Origin of the sequence: Aeromicrobium flavum, assembly GCF_007992115.1 — a bacterium.
Taxonomy (GTDB): domain Bacteria; phylum Actinomycetota; class Actinomycetes; order Propionibacteriales; family Nocardioidaceae; genus Aeromicrobium; species Aeromicrobium flavum.
Genome location: NZ_BJZQ01000014.1, coordinates 1 through 14,907, shown reverse-complemented (window position 1 = coordinate 14,907; position 14,907 = coordinate 1). Strand labels below are relative to the sequence as shown.

Below are 14,907 nucleotides of genomic sequence, written 5' to 3'. Positions count from 1 at the left end.
CCGTGTACTTCACCGATCGCGGCATCGAGGAGCTGACGGCCCGCCGGGGGGAGGAGGAGGTCTCCTTCGCCTGGCTGGCCGAGCAGTTCTCGATCTTCGTCGACCTCAACCCTGAGTTCGAGGTGCCCGTCGAGCGGCTCGCCACCTGGCTGGCCCGCCTCGACGACGACGACGAATAGTCACCCTGCCACCCCGAATGGCGGAGGTGGGGACGTCAGCGGGTGAGGACGATCTTGCCGAAGACGTCGCCGTCGACGACGCGCTGGAGGCCGTCGGCGGCCTGCTCCATGGGGATCTCGGCGTCGATGAGCGGCTTGGTGCCCGTGACGTCCATGAACTCGGCCAGTCGGCGCAGCTCCTCGCGCGTGCCCATCGTGGAGCCGTGGACGCGCATCTGCTGGAAGAAGATCCGGGTCAGCTCGGCGTGCGACGGGGCATCGCCCGAGGTGGCGCCGGCGATCACGAGGGTGCCGCCGGGACGCATCGACTTGATCGAGTGCGACCACGTGGCGGCGCCGACGGTCTCGATGACCGCGTCGACCTTGACCGGCAGTCGCGCGCCGGACTCGAGCGCCTCGTGGGCGCCGATGTCGAGGGCGCGCTGGCGCTTGTCCTCGTCGCGACTGGTGGCGAAGACGCGGAAGCCGGCCGCGCGCGCGAGCGTGATCGCGGCGGTGGCCACGCCTCCCCCGGCCCCCTGGACCAGGACGGCGTCGCCGGGGTTGAGGTCGGCCTGCGTGAAGAGCATCCGGTAGGCCGTCAGCCACGCGGTGGGCAGGCACGCCGCCTCGGCCATCGTCAGGCCAGCGGGCTTGGGGACGACGTTGCGGCGCGGCACGGCCACCTGGTCGGCGAAGGTGCCCTGGTGACGCTCGGACAGCAGCGAACGGCGCGGGTCGAGCGTCTCGTCACCGACCCAGTCGGGATCGCTGATGACGGCGTGCACGATGACCTCGTTGCCGTCCTCGTCGTAGCCCGCGGCGTCGCAGCCGAGAATCATCGGCAGGGACTCCTCGCGCAGTCCCACGCCGCGCAGGCTCCACACGTCGTGGTGATTGATCGAGGCGGCCTTGACGGTCACCGTGGTCCAGCCGTCCGGCACCTGGGGATCGGGTCGTTCACCGACGACCAGTCCGTCCATGGGGTTCTTCGGGTCCATCGAGGCGGCGTAGACGGCGAACACTGGCGATCTCCTGGGTCGTGACGAGCAACTACGGTGCGACCCTAACCGGGTCGCGCCCCGCCCGCCCGCGAGGGGCGCTGGGGATCAGTAGGGGCGACGGGCCAGGCCGTCGCGACGCGCCGTGTCCGTGACCGCGCGGGCGACCGCCTGCGAGACCCGGGGATCGAACGGCGACGGGATGATGTGCGTCTCGGACAGCTCGTCGTCGTCGACCAGGTCGGCGATGGCGCGGGCCGCGGCGAGCTTCATCGACTCCGAGATCATCGTGGCGCGCACGTCGAGGGCGCCGCGGAAGATGCCCGGGAAGACCAGCACGTTGTTGAGCTGGTTCGGGAAGTCCGAGCGGCCCGTGGCGACGATCCGCGCGTGCCGGTTCGCGATGTCGGGGTGCACCTCGGGCTGCGGGTTGGCCAGCGCGAAGATGATCGCGTCCGGGGCCATCGCCGCGACGGCCTCCTCCGGGATCGTGCCGCCGGAGACGCCGATGAAGACGTCGGCGCCGTCGAGCGCGTCCGACACCGAGCCGGGGCGGGCCCAGCCGGCCGTCTCGTCGGCGAGCCACTGCTTGACCTCGCCGAGGTTCTCGCGCTCGGGCGTGATGACGCCCGTGCGGTCGACGACGCTGATCTTGCGGACGCCCGCCGAGCGCAGGATCTTGGTGATCGCGACGCCCGCGGCGCCGGCGCCGGAGATGACGACCTTGACCTCGTCCGGCTCGCGGTCGGTGAGACGCAGGGCGTTGTACAGGCCGGCCAGGACGACCACGGCCGTGCCGTGCTGGTCGTCGTGGAAGACGGGGATGTCGAGCCGCTCGATGAGCCGACGCTCGATCTCGAAGCAGCGCGGGCTGGAGATGTCCTCGAGGTTGACGCCGCCGAACGTCGGCGCGAGGCGCACGATCGTCTCGACGATCTCGTCGGTGTCGGTGGTGTCCAGCGCGATCGGGATGGCGTCGACGCCGCCGAACTGCTTGAACAGGATCGCCTTGCCCTCCATGACGGGCATGGCGGCGGCGGGACCGATGTCGCCCAGGCCGAGCACGGCGGTGCCGTCGGTGATGACGGCGACGGTGTTGCCGACCCACGTGTACTCGTGGGCGACCTCCGGGTCGGCGGCGATCGCCTCGCACACGCGCGCGACGCCCGGCGTGTACGCCAGCGACAGGTCGTCGGCGTCGGCCACGGGTACCGTCGAGGCGACTTCCATCTTTCCTCCGCGGTGGAGGGCGAAAACGGGGTCGTCGTGTTCGGTGAGCGTCATGAGCAGGTCGGCATCGATCGGGTCGAGTTGGGTGGACATGGTTCCTCGCACAGCATGGACTTCAGGTGCGGACGGCGCCGATCCGGCGGCCGTGTGCGGTCTCGTGCCGCAGGTGAGGACGGGGTGTGCCCCACCGTCCAGTCTCGCACATCGGTCATCACTGCCCGTCGTCGGCCAGCGCCCGGCGGGCCGGTCCGGTGGCCAGGCAGCCGAGCACCACCAGCGCCGAGATCGCGATGGCCAGCGCGACCAGCCGGTTGTCGCCGGTGTTCGGGTCGGGGTGGCGCAGCGACCACGCCAGTCCCAGCCCGATCAGCTGCGCGACCACGACGGGTCCGCGCGCGACGTGCGCACCGCGCAGCAGGCCCACCGCGGCGGCTCCGAGCCCGAGCCCGAGGATCCCCAGCAACAGGCCGATGCCCACGCCCACGGCGATCCGTCCGGACACCAGCCCGGCGAGGTCGAGAACCGCCAGGACGAGGAAGACGAGGGCCTGCAGCGCGACGACGGAGGCGGCGATGACGAGCGGGATCCGGGAGGCGGAGGGCACGCTCTCAGGCTATCGGGGCGCGATTTCAAGCACTGTACCCCTGTGGCTGCTGTGACATTTCCGACAGAACCGCTCGTGTCTATCTGTTGTGATGTGCACGAAACCTTGGGAAACTAAAGGAGTTGAGTCGCGCCCTCTTCACGGCGCACCCCCCAGATCTCGGCCCTAAGGAGCAGTATGGATTGGCGTCATCGTTCGGCATGCCTGGACGAAGATCCCGAGCTGTTCTTCCCGATCGGCAACACCGGTCCTGCGATCCTGCAGGTGGAAGAGGCCAAGCTCGTCTGCCGCCGTTGCGACGTGCAGGAGCAGTGCCTGCAGTGGGCGCTCGAGTCCGGCCAGGACCACGGCGTCTGGGGCGGCCTCAGCGAGGACGAGCGCCGCGCGCTCAAGCGCCGCAACGCCCGCGCCCGCATCCGTACCGCCTGACCTCGGTCCCCCGACCCCGGCGCACCGTCACAGGCCGAACGCGATCGTCACCGTCGTGCCGTCCGCCGGCGACGACTCGTAGTCCAGCTCCCCCTTCAGCTCGCCCCGGACCAGCGTCGACACGATCGACAGTCCCAGGCTGAGCGTCGGATCGAAGTCGTCCGGCAGCCCCCTGCCGTCGTCGCTGACCCGCAGCCGGATCCGCCCGCGGATGCGGTTGACCGCGAGGGTCACCCGCCCGCCCTCCGGGCCGAAGGCGTGCTCCGCGGCGTTCTGCACCAGCTCGGTCAGGGTCATCGCCAGCGGCGTGGCGATCTCGGCCGGCACCAGGCCGAACGACCCGACGCGCTCGGCCTTCACCACGCCCCCGCCCACGTCGAGCACGGTGCGCAGCAGCGTGTCCGCGATCGCGTCGAACTCCACCGACTCGTCGAACGACTGGCTCAGCGTCTCGTGGACGAGGGCGATGGACCCCACGCGCCGCTCCGCCTCCTGCAGCGCCTCGCGGGCCGCCGGGATCTCCATCCGCCGGCTCTGCAGGCGCAGCAGCGCGGCGACGGTCTGCAGGTTGTTCTTGACCCGGTGGTGGATCTCGCGGATCGTCGCGTCCTTCGACACCAGCTCGCGCTCGCGCAGGCGCAGCTCGGTGACGTCGCGCAGCAGGATCAATGAGCCCGTGGCCTGGCCCCCGCTGCGCAACGGCATGATCCGCAGCAGCATCGACGCCCCACCGCTCTCGATCTCGGCCTCGGTCTCGCCCGCGCCGAAGAGGGTGCTGAACGGGCGGTCGGCGTCCGCGCCGATCAACTCGGTGCTCAGCTCGATCAGGTCGGCGCCCTGCAGGTCGCCCACGTACCCCAGGCGCCGGTAGGCCGAGAGGGCGTTGGGGCTGGCGTACGACACCTTCCCCGAGGAGTCGGTCCGCACGAAGCCGTCCCCGACGCGCAGCGAGTCGGCCAGCTCGGACGGGACCCCCGGCAGCGGGAACTCGCCGCGGCGGATCATCTCGAAGAGCTCCTCGCTCGTGCGCCGGTACGCCGACTCGAGCGCGCCGGCCGCACGCCGGTTGGTGGCGGGGCGGCGCTGGACGATCACGCCGATGCGCCGACCGGCCCACATCACCGGGACGGCCGCCTGACGGACCCGCGTGCCGTCGCCGAGCTTCTCGTCGTGCACGTCGGACACGTCCCGGGGCACGAAGGTGCCGACAACGTCCTCCAGCAGCGTCGTCGGACCGGTCGTGGGACGGATCTGCGCAGCCGCCCACATGCCCTTGTCCTCGGCGTCGTCGACCCAGAGCACGAGGTCGCTGAACGACAGGTCGGCGACGATCTGCCAGTCGGTGACCAGCAGCTGCAGACGGTCGATCTGGGCCGTCGTCAGCGCGGTCTGAGCGTCGGCGATGTCTTCGAAGGAGGGCACGTCCTGAGCCTATTGCTCCTCAGAAAGCGACTCGCGGGTAACCTGCGTCACATGACCGAAGAGCCGACCCAGGACGCCGCGTTCCCCGCGCCCACCGGACCTCATGGTGGCCACCACGCGCTCGATGTCGCGCGTGCCCACGGCGCCGAGGCGATGTTCACCCTCTCGGGTGCCCACATCTTCCCGATGTACGACGCCGCCGTGAAGTCCGACGAGCCGATGCCGATCATCGACGTGCGCCACGAGCCGTCGGCGGTCTTCGCGGCCGAGGCCATCGGCAAGCTGACCCGGACCCCCGGCCTGGCCGTGCTGACCGCCGGCCCCGGCGTGACCAACGGTGTCAGCCCGGTCGCCCAGGCGTACTTCTCGGGCGCTCCCCTGGTCGTCATCGGTGGGCGCGCCGCCGCTTCGACGTGGGGCACCGGCACCCTGCAGGAGCTGGACCACCCGCCGATCTTCGAGACCATCACCAAGTACGCGACCACCGCGTCGAGGTTGGCCGACATCGCGCCGGTCGTCGACGAGGCGTTCACGCTGGCGGGGACGTCGCACCGCGGACCGGCCTTCGTCGACATCCCGATGGACGAGTTCTTCAACTCCGGGCCCGTCGGCCACACGTCGACCGGTCCGTCGACCGACCGCCTCGAGCCCGATCCGGACGCGGTGAACGCGATCGCCGGCCTGTTGGCCGGGGCCCGGCGACCCGTCGTCATCCTCGGCTCCGACGTGTGGTCCGACCATGCCGAGGAGGCGGCACTGCGCTTCGTCGAGGAGGCGGGCATCCCCGCCATCGCGAACGGCATGGGTCGAGGCATCGTGCCCGGCGGCCACCCGAACCTCGTCACCAAGGCCCGCTCGCGCGCTCTCGGCACGGCGGACGTCGTCGTGGTCGTGGGCACGCCGCTGGACTTCCGCCTGGGCTTCGGTCGCTTCGGCGGCAAGGAGGGCGGCGACCCGGCTGTCACGGTGCACGTCGCCGACTCCCCCGGTCAGCTGTCGGCGCACGCCGCGCTCGGCGGGTCGGTCGCCGGCGACCTCAGCCTGGTCTTCGACGGCCTGCTCGCCCGACTGCAGGCCGCCCCGACCAGGCCCGACTGGTCGTCGTGGCTCACCGAGCTGCGCGACGTCGTCGCCGCCTCGGTCGAGCGCGACGCAGCGCTGCTCATGGCCGAGGCCGACCCCATCCACCCAGCCAGGATCTACGGTGAGCTGCTGCCGCGCCTGGCCGACGACGCCGTCGTGATCGGCGACGGCGGCGACTTCGTCTCGTTCGCGGGCAAGTTCGTCGAGCCGCAGCGGCCCGGCGGCTGGCTCGACCCCGGCCCGTACGGCTGCCTCGGCGCCGGCCTGGGCGCGGCGATGGCGGCCCGCATCGCGCGGCCGTCGAGCCAGGTCGTCCTGCTCCTGGGCGACGGTGCCGCGGGCATGTCGATCATCGACATCGACACGCTCGTGCGCCACGACCTGCCGGTCGTCATCGTCGTGGGCAACAACTCGGCGTGGGGCCTCGAGAAGCCCCCGATGCAGATGCTCTACGGCTACGACGTCGCGGCCGACCTGGCCCCGAACACGCGGTACGACCAGGTGGCCCAGGCCCTCGGCGCCGGCGGCGAGTTCGTGACCGACCCGAAGGAGATCGGCCCGGCCCTCGACCGCGCGTTCGCCTCGGGCGTGCCGTACCTCGTGAACGTCGCCACGGACGTCAACGCGCTCTACCCCCGCACCACGATGGGCATCTGAGCCGGGACGTAGCATCGGCACGGTGTCCCCGGCCCCGTCCTCGCCGGCGCCGCGTTCCGGCGTCGCGCTCATCGTCCGCGCCCTGCGCCGGCAGCGGCGCCTGCTCGCGTGCGGCTTCCCGCTGATCCTGTGCTGGCAGCTGTGCGAGACGCTCGTCCCCGTCGTCATCGGCTTCGTGGTCGACCACGGGATCGCGTCGGGCGACGCCCGCCGGCTGGTGGAGTCGCTGCTGGTGCTGGTCGTGCTCTTCCTGGTGCTCGCGTTCGCGTACCGGTTCGGCAGCCGGTTCGTGGTGCGTGCCCTCGAGACGGAGGCGCACCTGCTGCGGATGGAGATCACCGGGCACGTGCTGCACCCGCAGGGCGCCAGGACCGACCAGCTGCCCGGCGAGGTGCAGGCGCTCGCCACCTCCGACGCGGCGTTCGTGCCCACGGTGTTCCGCCAGCTGGGCTTCGCGATCGCCTCGCTCACGAGCGTCGTCGTGGTCGCGGCGTACCTCATGGTCGTCGACGTCACGATCGGGCTCCTCGTCCTCGTGGGGGTCCCCGCGGTGCTCGTCATCGTCCAGGTGGTGTCGCCGGTGGTGGCCCGCCGTACCGAGGCCCAGCAGGAGCGCACCGCCGCGGCCACCGGCCTGGCGGCCGACCTGGTGCACGGGCTGCGTCCGCTCAAGGGCATCGGCGGCGAAGGGGTCGCCCTGGCCCGCTACCGCGCGGTCAGTGAGCAGGCCGCCACCGCGACTGTCGGGCTGGCGCGGTCATGGGGCCACCTCGGGGGCCTCACCGCCGGTCTCAGCACCGCACTCCTGGGGGCCGTCACGCTGGTGGCGGGGACGGCCGCCGTCGAGGGCCGGATCAGCCTCGGCGAGCTCATCGCGATCGTGGGCCTGACCCAGTTCCTCGCCGAGCCGATCCGCGCGCTCGGCGACCTCAGCGCGCAGTTCGCGCGGTCCCGCGCCGCCGCCGGACGGATCGCCGCGTTCCTGGCCACGCCTCGCCTGGTCGCGGCCGGCGACGCGCGGCCCACCGTGCCCGAGGCGACCGTGACGCTCGAGACCGTGGACGCCGGGCCCCTGCGCTCCTTCAGCCTCGCCGCGCGCGACGGCGAGGTGCTCGCGGTGACGGTGGACGACCCCGCCGTCGGGGATGCGCTCATGGGCGTGCTCGCGGGCGAGTGCCCCGTCGAGGCGGGCCGGGCCCTGCTGGCCGACGCCGACCTCACCCGACTCGACCTGGACGCCCGGCGGGCCACGCTCACCGTCGCCCCGCACCAGACCTCCATCGGCGAGGGGACGCTGCGCGAGCTGATCGACCCGGACGGCACCCTCTCCCCCGACACGTGGGCCGACGTCCTGCTGGCCTCGGCCGCCCAGGACGTCGTCGCCCTGCACGAGGACGGCCTGGACCGGCGGATCCGCGCCGAGGGCAGCACCCTGTCGGGCGGCCAGCGCCAGCGCCTCGGCCTGGCCCGCGCCCTGGCGCTGGACAGCCCCGTCCTGGTGCTGCACGACCCGACGAGCGCCGTCGACGCGGTGACCGAGCAGGCGGTCGCCGAGGGGCTCGTCCGGCTCCGGCGACGCGCCGGGCGGTCCACGATCGTGCTGACCAGCAGCCCGGCCCTGCTGCAGGCCGCCGACCGCGTCTGCGTGGTGCGCGACGGACACGTGGCGATGACCGGCACCCACGCCGACCTGCTGTCCGACGCGGAGTACGAGCGGGCGGTGCTGCGATGAGCGAGCGCACCCTCCTGCCGGTCGCGAGCGGCCGCGACGCCGCGCGGCGGTCGTGGCGACTGCTGAGGAGCCGGCCCGGCTGGCTGGCCGTCACGGTCTCGGCGTTCGTCGTCGCCGGACTCGCCGGACTCGTCCCCGTCCTCATGATCGGCCGCGTGGTGGACGCCGTCGGCTCGGGTGGGGACCGGGACGACGTCGTGCAGGCCGTGGCGTGGATGGTGGCGGCCGGCATCGTCGCGGCTGGCGCCACCGCCCTGTCCACCGCGAGCCTGGCCCGGGTGGTCGCCCCCTCGCTGGCGCGGCTGCGCGAGGACGTGCTCGACCGGGCGCTCCACCTCGAGACCGAGCGGGTCGAGGCGGCCGGCATCGGCGACGTGGTGTCGCGGGTCGGCGACGACGTCCGGCAGGTCACCGAGTCCCTGGACGAGGCGGTCCCGGCCACCCTGTCGTCCGTGGTCACCCTCGTCTTCACGGTCGGCGGCCTGTTCACCCTCGACTGGCGCCTCGGCCTCGCCGGCCTGGCGGCCACGCCGTTCTACCTCGGCGCGGTCCGCTGGTACGTCCCGCACTCGGGACCGATGTACCGCGAGGAGCGGCGGGCACAGGGCGAGCGCGCGGACGCCCTCGTCACCGGCGTCCACGGCGCCGAGACGATGCGCGCATTCGGGCGCGAGCGGCACGCGATCGAGCGCGTCGAGCGCGCCTCGGCCGCGGCGGTCGACGTCGCCCTGCGCGTGTACGTGATGTTCACGCGCTTCGGCTTCCGGATGAACCTCTCCGAGCTCGTCGGCCTCGGGGCGGTCCTGGTTGCCGGGTACTGGACCGTGAGCTCGGGGGCGGGATCGATCGGCGACGCCACGGCCGCCGCCCTGTTCTTCCACCGCCTGTTCAACCCCATCGGCGCGCTGCTGTTCCTCTTCGACACGGTGCAGGCGGCCGGCGCGGCGCTCACCCGCCTGGTCGGGGTCGCGGACCTCCCCGGTCCTGAGCCGACGCGGCTCGATCCCCGCGACGCCGACCTGCACCTGGTGGACGTCGAGCACGCGTACGAGCCGGGCCACCGGGTGCTCGCGCCGGTGTCGCTGCACCTGCCGGCGGGACGCGTCGTCGCCGTCGTCGGCGCCACCGGCGCGGGCAAGACCACGCTGGGGGCGATCGCCGCCGGGGCCCTGCGCCCGAGCGGAGGTCGCGTGCTGCTCGGCGGGCAGGACCTCGCGAGCGTCGACGAGTCGCAGGTGCGCCGCCACATCGCGCTCGTGACGCAGGAGGTGCACGTCTTCGCCGGCACCGTGCGCGACAACCTCCGACTGGCCGGTCCCGACGCGACCGACCCCGAGCTGTGGGACGCCCTCGCGACGGCGCTCGCCCGCGCGTGGGTCGAGGCGCTGCCCCGCGGCCTCGACACGGTCGTCGGCGACCGCGGCCACCGGCTCACCGCGCCCCAGGCGCAGCAGCTCGCCCTCGCCCGCATCGTGCTCGCCGACCCGCGCGTCGTCGTGCTCGACGAGGCGACCGCCGAGGCCGGGTCGTCCGGCGCCCGCGAGCTGGAGCAGGCGGCCCTGCGCGTGCTGGCCGGGCGATCGGCCGTCGTGATCGCCCACCGCCTGACCCAGACCCGCGACGCGGACGAGGTGGTGGTGCTGCACCACGGCGAGGTCGTCGAGCGCGGCTCGCACGACGAACTCGTGGCCCGCGCCGGGCGCTACGCCGACCTGTGGCGCGCGTGGTCCGTGCGCGCGTGAGTAGCGTGAGCCCATGACTGGAACGGCGTCGGTGACGCACACCGTGGGACCCGAACACACCGCACGGGCCGTGGGCAGCGGCGACCTCGAGGTGCTGGGCACCCCGGTCGTCCTGGCGTGGCTCGAGGAGGCCACGTGCGCGGCGCTCGACCTCGCCGAGGGCCAGAGCAGCGTGGGCACCCGCGTCGAGCTGCAGCACCTCACCGCCAGCGCGGTCGGGGCCACCGTCACCGCGACCGCCACGGTCACCCACCGCGACGGCCGGATGGTGATCTTCGAGGTGTCCGCTCGCGACCAGAACGACGTCCTCGTCGCGAGCGGCCAGGTGCGCCGCGTCGTGGTCGATCGGCAGCGGTTCCTGTCCCGGGTGCCCGCCGTCGACTGAGTGTGGGAGACTTGATGGTCAGCTTTATTAGGAGGAGACCATGGGCAAGACCGGTCGCAAGCGTCGGGCACGCCGCAAGAAGGGCGCAAACCACGGCAAGCGCCCCAACGCGTGAATCGTGCCGAGCATGAACGAAACCCCATCCTGATGGATGGGGTTTCGTCGTCTCGGGACGCTCAGGTCGACGTTTCGGTGCGGATCTCCACGTGCACCGAGCGGATCCGGTAGAGCACCTTGTCGCGCAGCGGCGGCGGGGCGATCTCGGTGCACGAGCGCCCGACGAGCGCCTTCACGACCTGCTCGAGGTGGTACTCGTTGAGGCACTCCGAGCAGTCGTCCAGGTGTGCCTGGATCTCGTCACAGCTGGCGCCGTCGATCTCCTGGTCCAGGAAGACGTACAGGTTCTCGAGGGCCTTCTCGCAATCGGGTCCGTCACAGCTCACTTGGCGTCACCTCCTGCCGGAACCTTCATGCCACGTTCGCGCGCGTAGTCGGTGAGCAGCTCGCGCAGCTGCCGCCGCCCGCGGTGGAGCCTCGACATCACGGTGCCGATCGGCGTGTCCATGATCTCGGCGATCTCCTTGTAGGGGAACCCCTCGACGTCGGCGAGGTACACGGCGTACCGGAAGTCCTCGGGCAGCTGCTGCAGCGCGTCCTTGACGTCGGAGTCGGGCAGGCGCTCGAGCGCCTCCATCTCGGCCGACTTCATGCCTGACGAGCTGTGGGCCGCGGCGGCGGCGATCTGCCAGTCCTCGATCTCGTCGGTGACCTGCTGGGGCTGCCGCTGCTTCTTGCGGTAGTGGTTGATGTAGGTGTTCGTCAGGATCCGGTACAGCCAGGCCTTCAGGTTGGTGCCGGGCTTGAACTGGTGGAAGGCGCTGAACGCCTTGGCGTACGCCTCCTGCACCAGGTCCTCGGCGTCCTGGGGGTTGCGGGTCATGCGCAGAGCGGCCGAGTACAGCTGGTCGAGGAAGGGAAGAGCGTCGGCCTCGAATCGGGCCTGGCGCTCCTCCGGTGTCTCGATCGACGGGTCCACGACGGTGTCGTCAGTCATCGTCCCCCAGCCTACTGTGGCCGGGCGTGCGGGGCATGCGAGCATTCAATCCTCCTGAGAGGTGAAACGGCCCCGGCGGCGGCGCTATTCCCCCGCGAGCGGCAGCGGCTCGACGAGCTCGGGTCCGTTGTTGCGCACGTTGTTGACCTCGGTGGAGACGGGCCAGGCCCGCAGCTCGCCCGGCGTCGCCGGCACGAGGTGGTCGAGCGCATCGGGCCACGGCTCGGCCGCCAGCCACCGGCCCGCCACCTCGGCGTCGACGATCAGGGGGGCCCGGTCGTGGATGCGGCCGTCCTCGCCCTCGGCGGACGTCGTGAGGATCGTGTACGTCAGCAGCCACTCCCCCTCCGGGTCCTTCCAGAACTCGTAGAGCCCGGCCAGCCCCAGGCCGCCCTCCGCGCTCATGAAGAACGGCTGCTTGGGCGGACGCTTGCCGTCGTCGCCGGGCTCGGGCTGGTACCACTCGTAGAAGCCGTCGGCGGGCACGATCGCGCGTCGCTTGGCGAACGCGGACCGGAACGAGGGCTTGTCGGCGACGGTCTCGCTGCGGGCGTTGATCAGCCGGTTGCCGATCGACGGATCCTTGGCCCAGGACGGCACCAGCCCCCACTTCGCGGTGACGAGCTCGCGGCGGAACGTGTCGTCGGACGTGCGCCCGACGACCAGCGGCGCGAGCTTGGTGGGGGCGAGGTTGTAGTCCGGTGGCGTCTCGACGAACAGGTCGCCGAGCTCGGCCTCGAAGTCGTTGACCAGGGTCGCGGGGGTGCGCGAGGTGGCGTAGCGGCCGCACATGCCGACATCGTAGGCGCGCGGGTCCGACACACCGGACCGATCCGGCGGGTTCCGCCACACCCGAGATGGTGGCGGATCCCGCCGGCTCAACCGGTGAGGGCGTCGAGCACCCAGGTCACGTCCTGTGCGACGGGGGGCAAGAGCTCGAGCCACACCCGGGGAGGTGGTGACTCGAACGTCCGCCGCAGCAGGATCGTGACGAGGTTGAGCGTCGGCTGGTCCAATCGATCGCGATCGGCCAGGACGCAGAACCGTCGGGGGCTCAACTGGGCGATGACCTCGTCGCCGGGGAAGGCGGTACGCAGTGCCACGCTCACGTCGACCGCGTGCAGCGTCGACTCGAGCGCGTGACCGAGCTGCCGGGGCAGCTCCACCACGACGAGACCATGTCGGTCCGAGACCGTCGTGTCGTCCCTGATCGCGCCGCGGTACAGCGCGTCCAGGCTGTGCCGCAGGTGCGGCACGGTCGACAGTTGGGTCAGCGGATCCTCGCAGGACTCCTCGAGCTGCAGCGCTCGAGACGTCTCTGCCCATGCCACGGCGACTCCGCGAACCATCGCGAACGACGGTTCGAGGCCGTCGAAGGCCCGCTCCACGCGGTCGAGGACCTCGTGGAGTGGGACTCCGAGGGACGCTGCACTCGCTCCCACCTCGTGTGCAACGTCCACGGCGTCCACCCGGCCGGCACGGACGGCCGAGTCGAGCTCGAGATAGCTCACGTCGAAGGGGTTCATCCGTGCCTCCTCTCGCAGATTCCGGGCGCAATCGCCTGATGACATGGAGGAGACGGGGGCCGAGGGCGTCCATGACGCGACTTTTTCGACCGAAAACCGGGACAAACGCCCAGCATTCGTGCTCGGCCCGCTCGGAAACCCTTTCCGAACTCGCGGGTTAACCGAGAGTTCATCCCCTCACGGCACGGAAAATGGACCACGCGATCTAGTCCCGATGAGCCACGAGAACGGGGGACAGCAGGGATTCAGGGACTTAGACTGACACCGTGGTTCACCGTGGCCACACGCGTCCGCACGTGACCACCCGGGGAAGGGGGCAGACCGTGACCGTCGATGCCCGCACCTCCCCCCTGGGAGACGAGCGCAGCGACGCCGACCTCCTGACCGCGGTCCGCGACGGCGACTCCGTGGCCTACGGCGCACTCTACGAACGCCACCAGGTGGCCGCGATGCGCCTCGCCCGCCAGCTCATGCGCGGTCCCGACGCCGACGACCTCGTGGCCGAGGCGTTCACCAAGGTGCTCGTCACGATCCAGAACGGCGGCGGTCCGCAGGAGTCGTTCCGCGCCTACCTGCTGACGGCCGTGCGCCGCCTGCACGTCGACCGCATCCGCGCCGTCACGCGTGAGCGTCCCACCGACGACCAGTTCGAGCTCGACGGTCGCGTCGACTTCGTCGACACCGCCGAGCTGGGCTTCGAGCGCACGACGACGGCCGAGGCCTTCGCCTCGCTGCCCGAGCGCTGGCAGATGGTGCTGTGGCACCTCGACGTCGAGGGGCAGAAGCCGGCCGACATCGCGCCGTTGCTCGGCATGAGCGCCAACAGCGTCTCGGCGCTGGCGTACCGAGCCCGCGAGGGGCTGCGCCAGGCCTACCTGCAGAAGCACCTCGTCCCGGCGACCACGCCCGACTGCCAGTTCGCGATCGGCAACCTCGGCGCGTTCGTCCGCGGCGGGCTGTCGCGGCGCGACTCGGGCAAGGTCCAGCGCCACGTCGACGAGTGCCGCTCCTGCATGGGCCTGTACCTCGAGCTGCAGGAGTTCAACCACGGTCTCGCCGGCATCCTGGCACCGGCCATCCTCGGCACCGCTGCCTCGGGCTACCTGCAGGGCACCGGCGCGTCCGGTGCGCTGGCCGGCGCCGCGGGCGCGTTGCGCCAAGGTGGCGGCGGCGGTGGCGCGGGCGGCGGCGGGGCCAGTGCGGTGGGCGGTTCGACCTCGGGCGTCATGGGCGTCCTCGGCACGGTGGGGCCGGCCGGCATCGCGGCGGGTGCCGCTGCCAGCGTCGTGGTCATCGCCGGCGCCGCTGCGTTGATGACCGTGGAGCCCGGGCCGTCGATCGAGACCACGACGCAGGCCTCGCGGCCCGGTGTGACGGTGCTGCGGGACGGCGAGGACAACGTGCTCGCCGAGCCGCCGGCCGTCGGACCCGTCGTCGACCCCGACGTCTGGACGCAGGAGACCGAGGAGGACCCCGACGCGGTCGACGATCCGCCGCTGCCGGACGAATCCCTGCCCGACGTGCCCGTGCCCGACGAGCCCCTGCCCGATGACCTGCTCCCCGACGAGCCGCTCCCCGAGGTGCCGGTCCCCACGGACGATCCGACGGCCGAGACTCCGAGCACGGAGCCGACCGACGAGCCCACCGCCGAGCCGACCGAGCCCACCGCCGAGCCGAGCGAGGAGCCCACGGACGAACCCACGGTCGACCCGACGGACGAGCCGACGAGTGAGCCCACCTGGGCACCCACCACCGAGCCCACCACGCTGCCGACCTGGATCCCCACCACCGAGCCCACGGACGAGCCGACGACGGAGCCCACCACCGAGCCCACCGTCGACCCCACGGACGAGCCGACGACGGAGCCCACCACCGAGCCCACCG

Annotated in this window: 16 protein-coding genes; 8 read left to right on the top strand and 8 right to left on the bottom strand. The window is 72.1% G+C overall.

Annotation, left to right across the window (positions count from 1 at the left end; translation table 11 throughout):
* Positions 1-2 precede the first annotated feature (2 nt).
* Positions 3-179, top strand: a complete 177-nt coding sequence (locus tag AFL01nite_RS15350; protein ID WP_186813936.1) for a DUF6104 family protein — start codon at positions 3-5, stop codon at positions 177-179.
* A 35-nt stretch (positions 180-214) separates the two neighbouring features.
* Here the strand turns inward: AFL01nite_RS15350 and AFL01nite_RS12085 are convergent, their stop codons facing one another.
* The 3 genes from AFL01nite_RS12085 to AFL01nite_RS12075 all read right to left on the bottom strand — a co-directional run bounded on the left by AFL01nite_RS12085 (position 215) and on the right by AFL01nite_RS12075 (position 2,993).
* Positions 215-1,183, bottom strand: coding sequence for a zinc-binding dehydrogenase (locus AFL01nite_RS12085; protein WP_146827945.1), 969 nt, complete (start codon positions 1,181-1,183; stop codon positions 215-217).
* 84 nt (positions 1,184-1,267) lie between these two features.
* The gene (locus tag AFL01nite_RS12080; protein ID WP_146827944.1) at positions 1,268-2,482 is read right to left on the bottom strand and encodes an NAD(P)-dependent malic enzyme; all 1,215 of its coding nucleotides are present in this window, start codon (positions 2,480-2,482) and stop codon (positions 1,268-1,270) included.
* 118 nt (positions 2,483-2,600) lie between these two features.
* Positions 2,601-2,993: a hypothetical protein gene (locus tag AFL01nite_RS12075; protein WP_146827943.1), complete on the bottom strand. Its 393-nt coding sequence runs from the start codon at positions 2,991-2,993 to the stop codon at positions 2,601-2,603.
* Between the two features lie 177 nt (positions 2,994-3,170).
* On the opposite strand from AFL01nite_RS12075, the gene AFL01nite_RS12070 reads away from it, so the two are divergent.
* A complete protein-coding gene (locus AFL01nite_RS12070) occupies positions 3,171-3,422 on the top strand; it encodes a WhiB family transcriptional regulator (protein WP_146827942.1) in 252 nt (83 codons plus the stop codon).
* Between the two features lie 27 nt (positions 3,423-3,449).
* Here the strand turns inward: AFL01nite_RS12070 and AFL01nite_RS12065 are convergent, their stop codons facing one another.
* On the bottom strand, positions 3,450-4,844 hold the full coding sequence (locus AFL01nite_RS12065; RefSeq protein WP_146827941.1) for a sensor histidine kinase: 1,395 nt from the start codon (positions 4,842-4,844) through the stop codon (positions 3,450-3,452).
* A gap of 51 nt (positions 4,845-4,895) precedes the next feature.
* Here AFL01nite_RS12065 and AFL01nite_RS12060 point away from each other — a divergent pair, with 51 nt between their 5' ends.
* From AFL01nite_RS12060 to AFL01nite_RS15795, 5 genes are read left to right on the top strand one after another with little or no spacing between them, the layout of a single operon-like run.
* Entirely contained in the window at positions 4,896-6,584 is a 1,689-nt protein-coding gene (locus AFL01nite_RS12060) for an acetolactate synthase (protein WP_146827940.1), read from the top strand.
* A 22-nt stretch (positions 6,585-6,606) separates the two neighbouring features.
* The gene (locus AFL01nite_RS12055; RefSeq protein WP_146827939.1) at positions 6,607-8,316 is read left to right on the top strand and encodes an ABC transporter transmembrane domain-containing protein; all 1,710 of its coding nucleotides are present in this window, start codon (positions 6,607-6,609) and stop codon (positions 8,314-8,316) included.
* On the top strand, positions 8,313-10,058 hold the full coding sequence (locus AFL01nite_RS12050) for an ABC transporter ATP-binding protein (RefSeq protein ID WP_146827938.1): 1,746 nt from the start codon (positions 8,313-8,315) through the stop codon (positions 10,056-10,058). Before AFL01nite_RS12055 ends, AFL01nite_RS12050 begins: the two co-directional genes overlap by 4 nt.
* Before the next feature lie 13 nt (positions 10,059-10,071).
* Positions 10,072-10,443 carry a thioesterase family protein gene (locus AFL01nite_RS12045; protein WP_146827937.1) on the top strand — a complete coding sequence of 124 codons (372 nt, stop codon included), beginning with the start codon at positions 10,072-10,074 and terminating at the stop codon, positions 10,441-10,443.
* A gap of 40 nt (positions 10,444-10,483) precedes the next feature.
* On the top strand, positions 10,484-10,558 hold the full coding sequence (locus AFL01nite_RS15795) for a 50S ribosomal protein bL37 (RefSeq protein WP_369797015.1): 75 nt from the start codon (positions 10,484-10,486) through the stop codon (positions 10,556-10,558).
* Between the two features lie 61 nt (positions 10,559-10,619).
* On the opposite strand, the gene rsrA is transcribed toward AFL01nite_RS15795, so the two are convergent.
* From rsrA to AFL01nite_RS12025, 4 genes are all read right to left on the bottom strand, one after another.
* Positions 10,620-10,886 carry a mycothiol system anti-sigma-R factor gene (gene rsrA, locus AFL01nite_RS12040; protein ID WP_146827936.1) on the bottom strand — a complete coding sequence of 89 codons (267 nt, stop codon included), beginning with the start codon at positions 10,884-10,886 and terminating at the stop codon, positions 10,620-10,622.
* Positions 10,883-11,497, bottom strand: a complete 615-nt coding sequence (locus AFL01nite_RS12035; RefSeq protein WP_146827935.1) for a sigma-70 family RNA polymerase sigma factor — start codon at positions 11,495-11,497, stop codon at positions 10,883-10,885. The genes rsrA and AFL01nite_RS12035 overlap by 4 nt, the downstream gene beginning before the upstream one ends.
* An 84-nt stretch (positions 11,498-11,581) precedes the next feature.
* Positions 11,582-12,289: an SOS response-associated peptidase gene (locus AFL01nite_RS12030; protein ID WP_146827934.1), complete on the bottom strand. Its 708-nt coding sequence runs from the start codon at positions 12,287-12,289 to the stop codon at positions 11,582-11,584.
* An 86-nt stretch (positions 12,290-12,375) separates the two neighbouring features.
* Positions 12,376-13,023, bottom strand: a complete 648-nt coding sequence (locus AFL01nite_RS12025) for a hypothetical protein (protein ID WP_146827933.1) — start codon at positions 13,021-13,023, stop codon at positions 12,376-12,378.
* Positions 13,024-13,346: 323 nt separating this feature from the next.
* Here AFL01nite_RS12025 and AFL01nite_RS15725 point away from each other — a divergent pair.
* Positions 13,347-14,907: sigma-70 family RNA polymerase sigma factor (locus AFL01nite_RS15725; RefSeq protein ID WP_186813935.1), on the top strand; the 1,561-nt coding region annotated here is incomplete at its 3' end.

Excerpts from the sequence above, each read along its gene's own strand:
- AFL01nite_RS12080 (WP_146827944.1), bottom strand. The coding sequence starts at position 2,482 with ATGTCCACCCAACTCGACCCGATCGATGCCGACCTGCTCATGACGCTC.
- AFL01nite_RS12070 (WP_146827942.1), top strand. The coding sequence starts at position 3,171 with ATGGATTGGCGTCATCGTTCGGCATGCCTGGACGAAGATCCCGAGCTG.
- AFL01nite_RS12060 (WP_146827940.1), top strand. The coding sequence starts at position 4,896 with ATGACCGAAGAGCCGACCCAGGACGCCGCGTTCCCCGCGCCCACCGGA.
- AFL01nite_RS12050 (WP_146827938.1), top strand. The coding sequence starts at position 8,313 with ATGAGCGAGCGCACCCTCCTGCCGGTCGCGAGCGGCCGCGACGCCGCG.
- AFL01nite_RS12045 (WP_146827937.1), top strand. The coding sequence starts at position 10,072 with ATGACTGGAACGGCGTCGGTGACGCACACCGTGGGACCCGAACACACC.
- AFL01nite_RS12035 (WP_146827935.1), bottom strand. The coding sequence starts at position 11,497 with ATGACTGACGACACCGTCGTGGACCCGTCGATCGAGACACCGGAGGAG.
- AFL01nite_RS12030 (WP_146827934.1), bottom strand. The coding sequence starts at position 12,289 with ATGTGCGGCCGCTACGCCACCTCGCGCACCCCCGCGACCCTGGTCAAC.
- AFL01nite_RS12025 (WP_146827933.1), bottom strand. The coding sequence starts at position 13,023 with ATGAACCCCTTCGACGTGAGCTATCTCGAGCTCGACTCGGCCGTCCGT.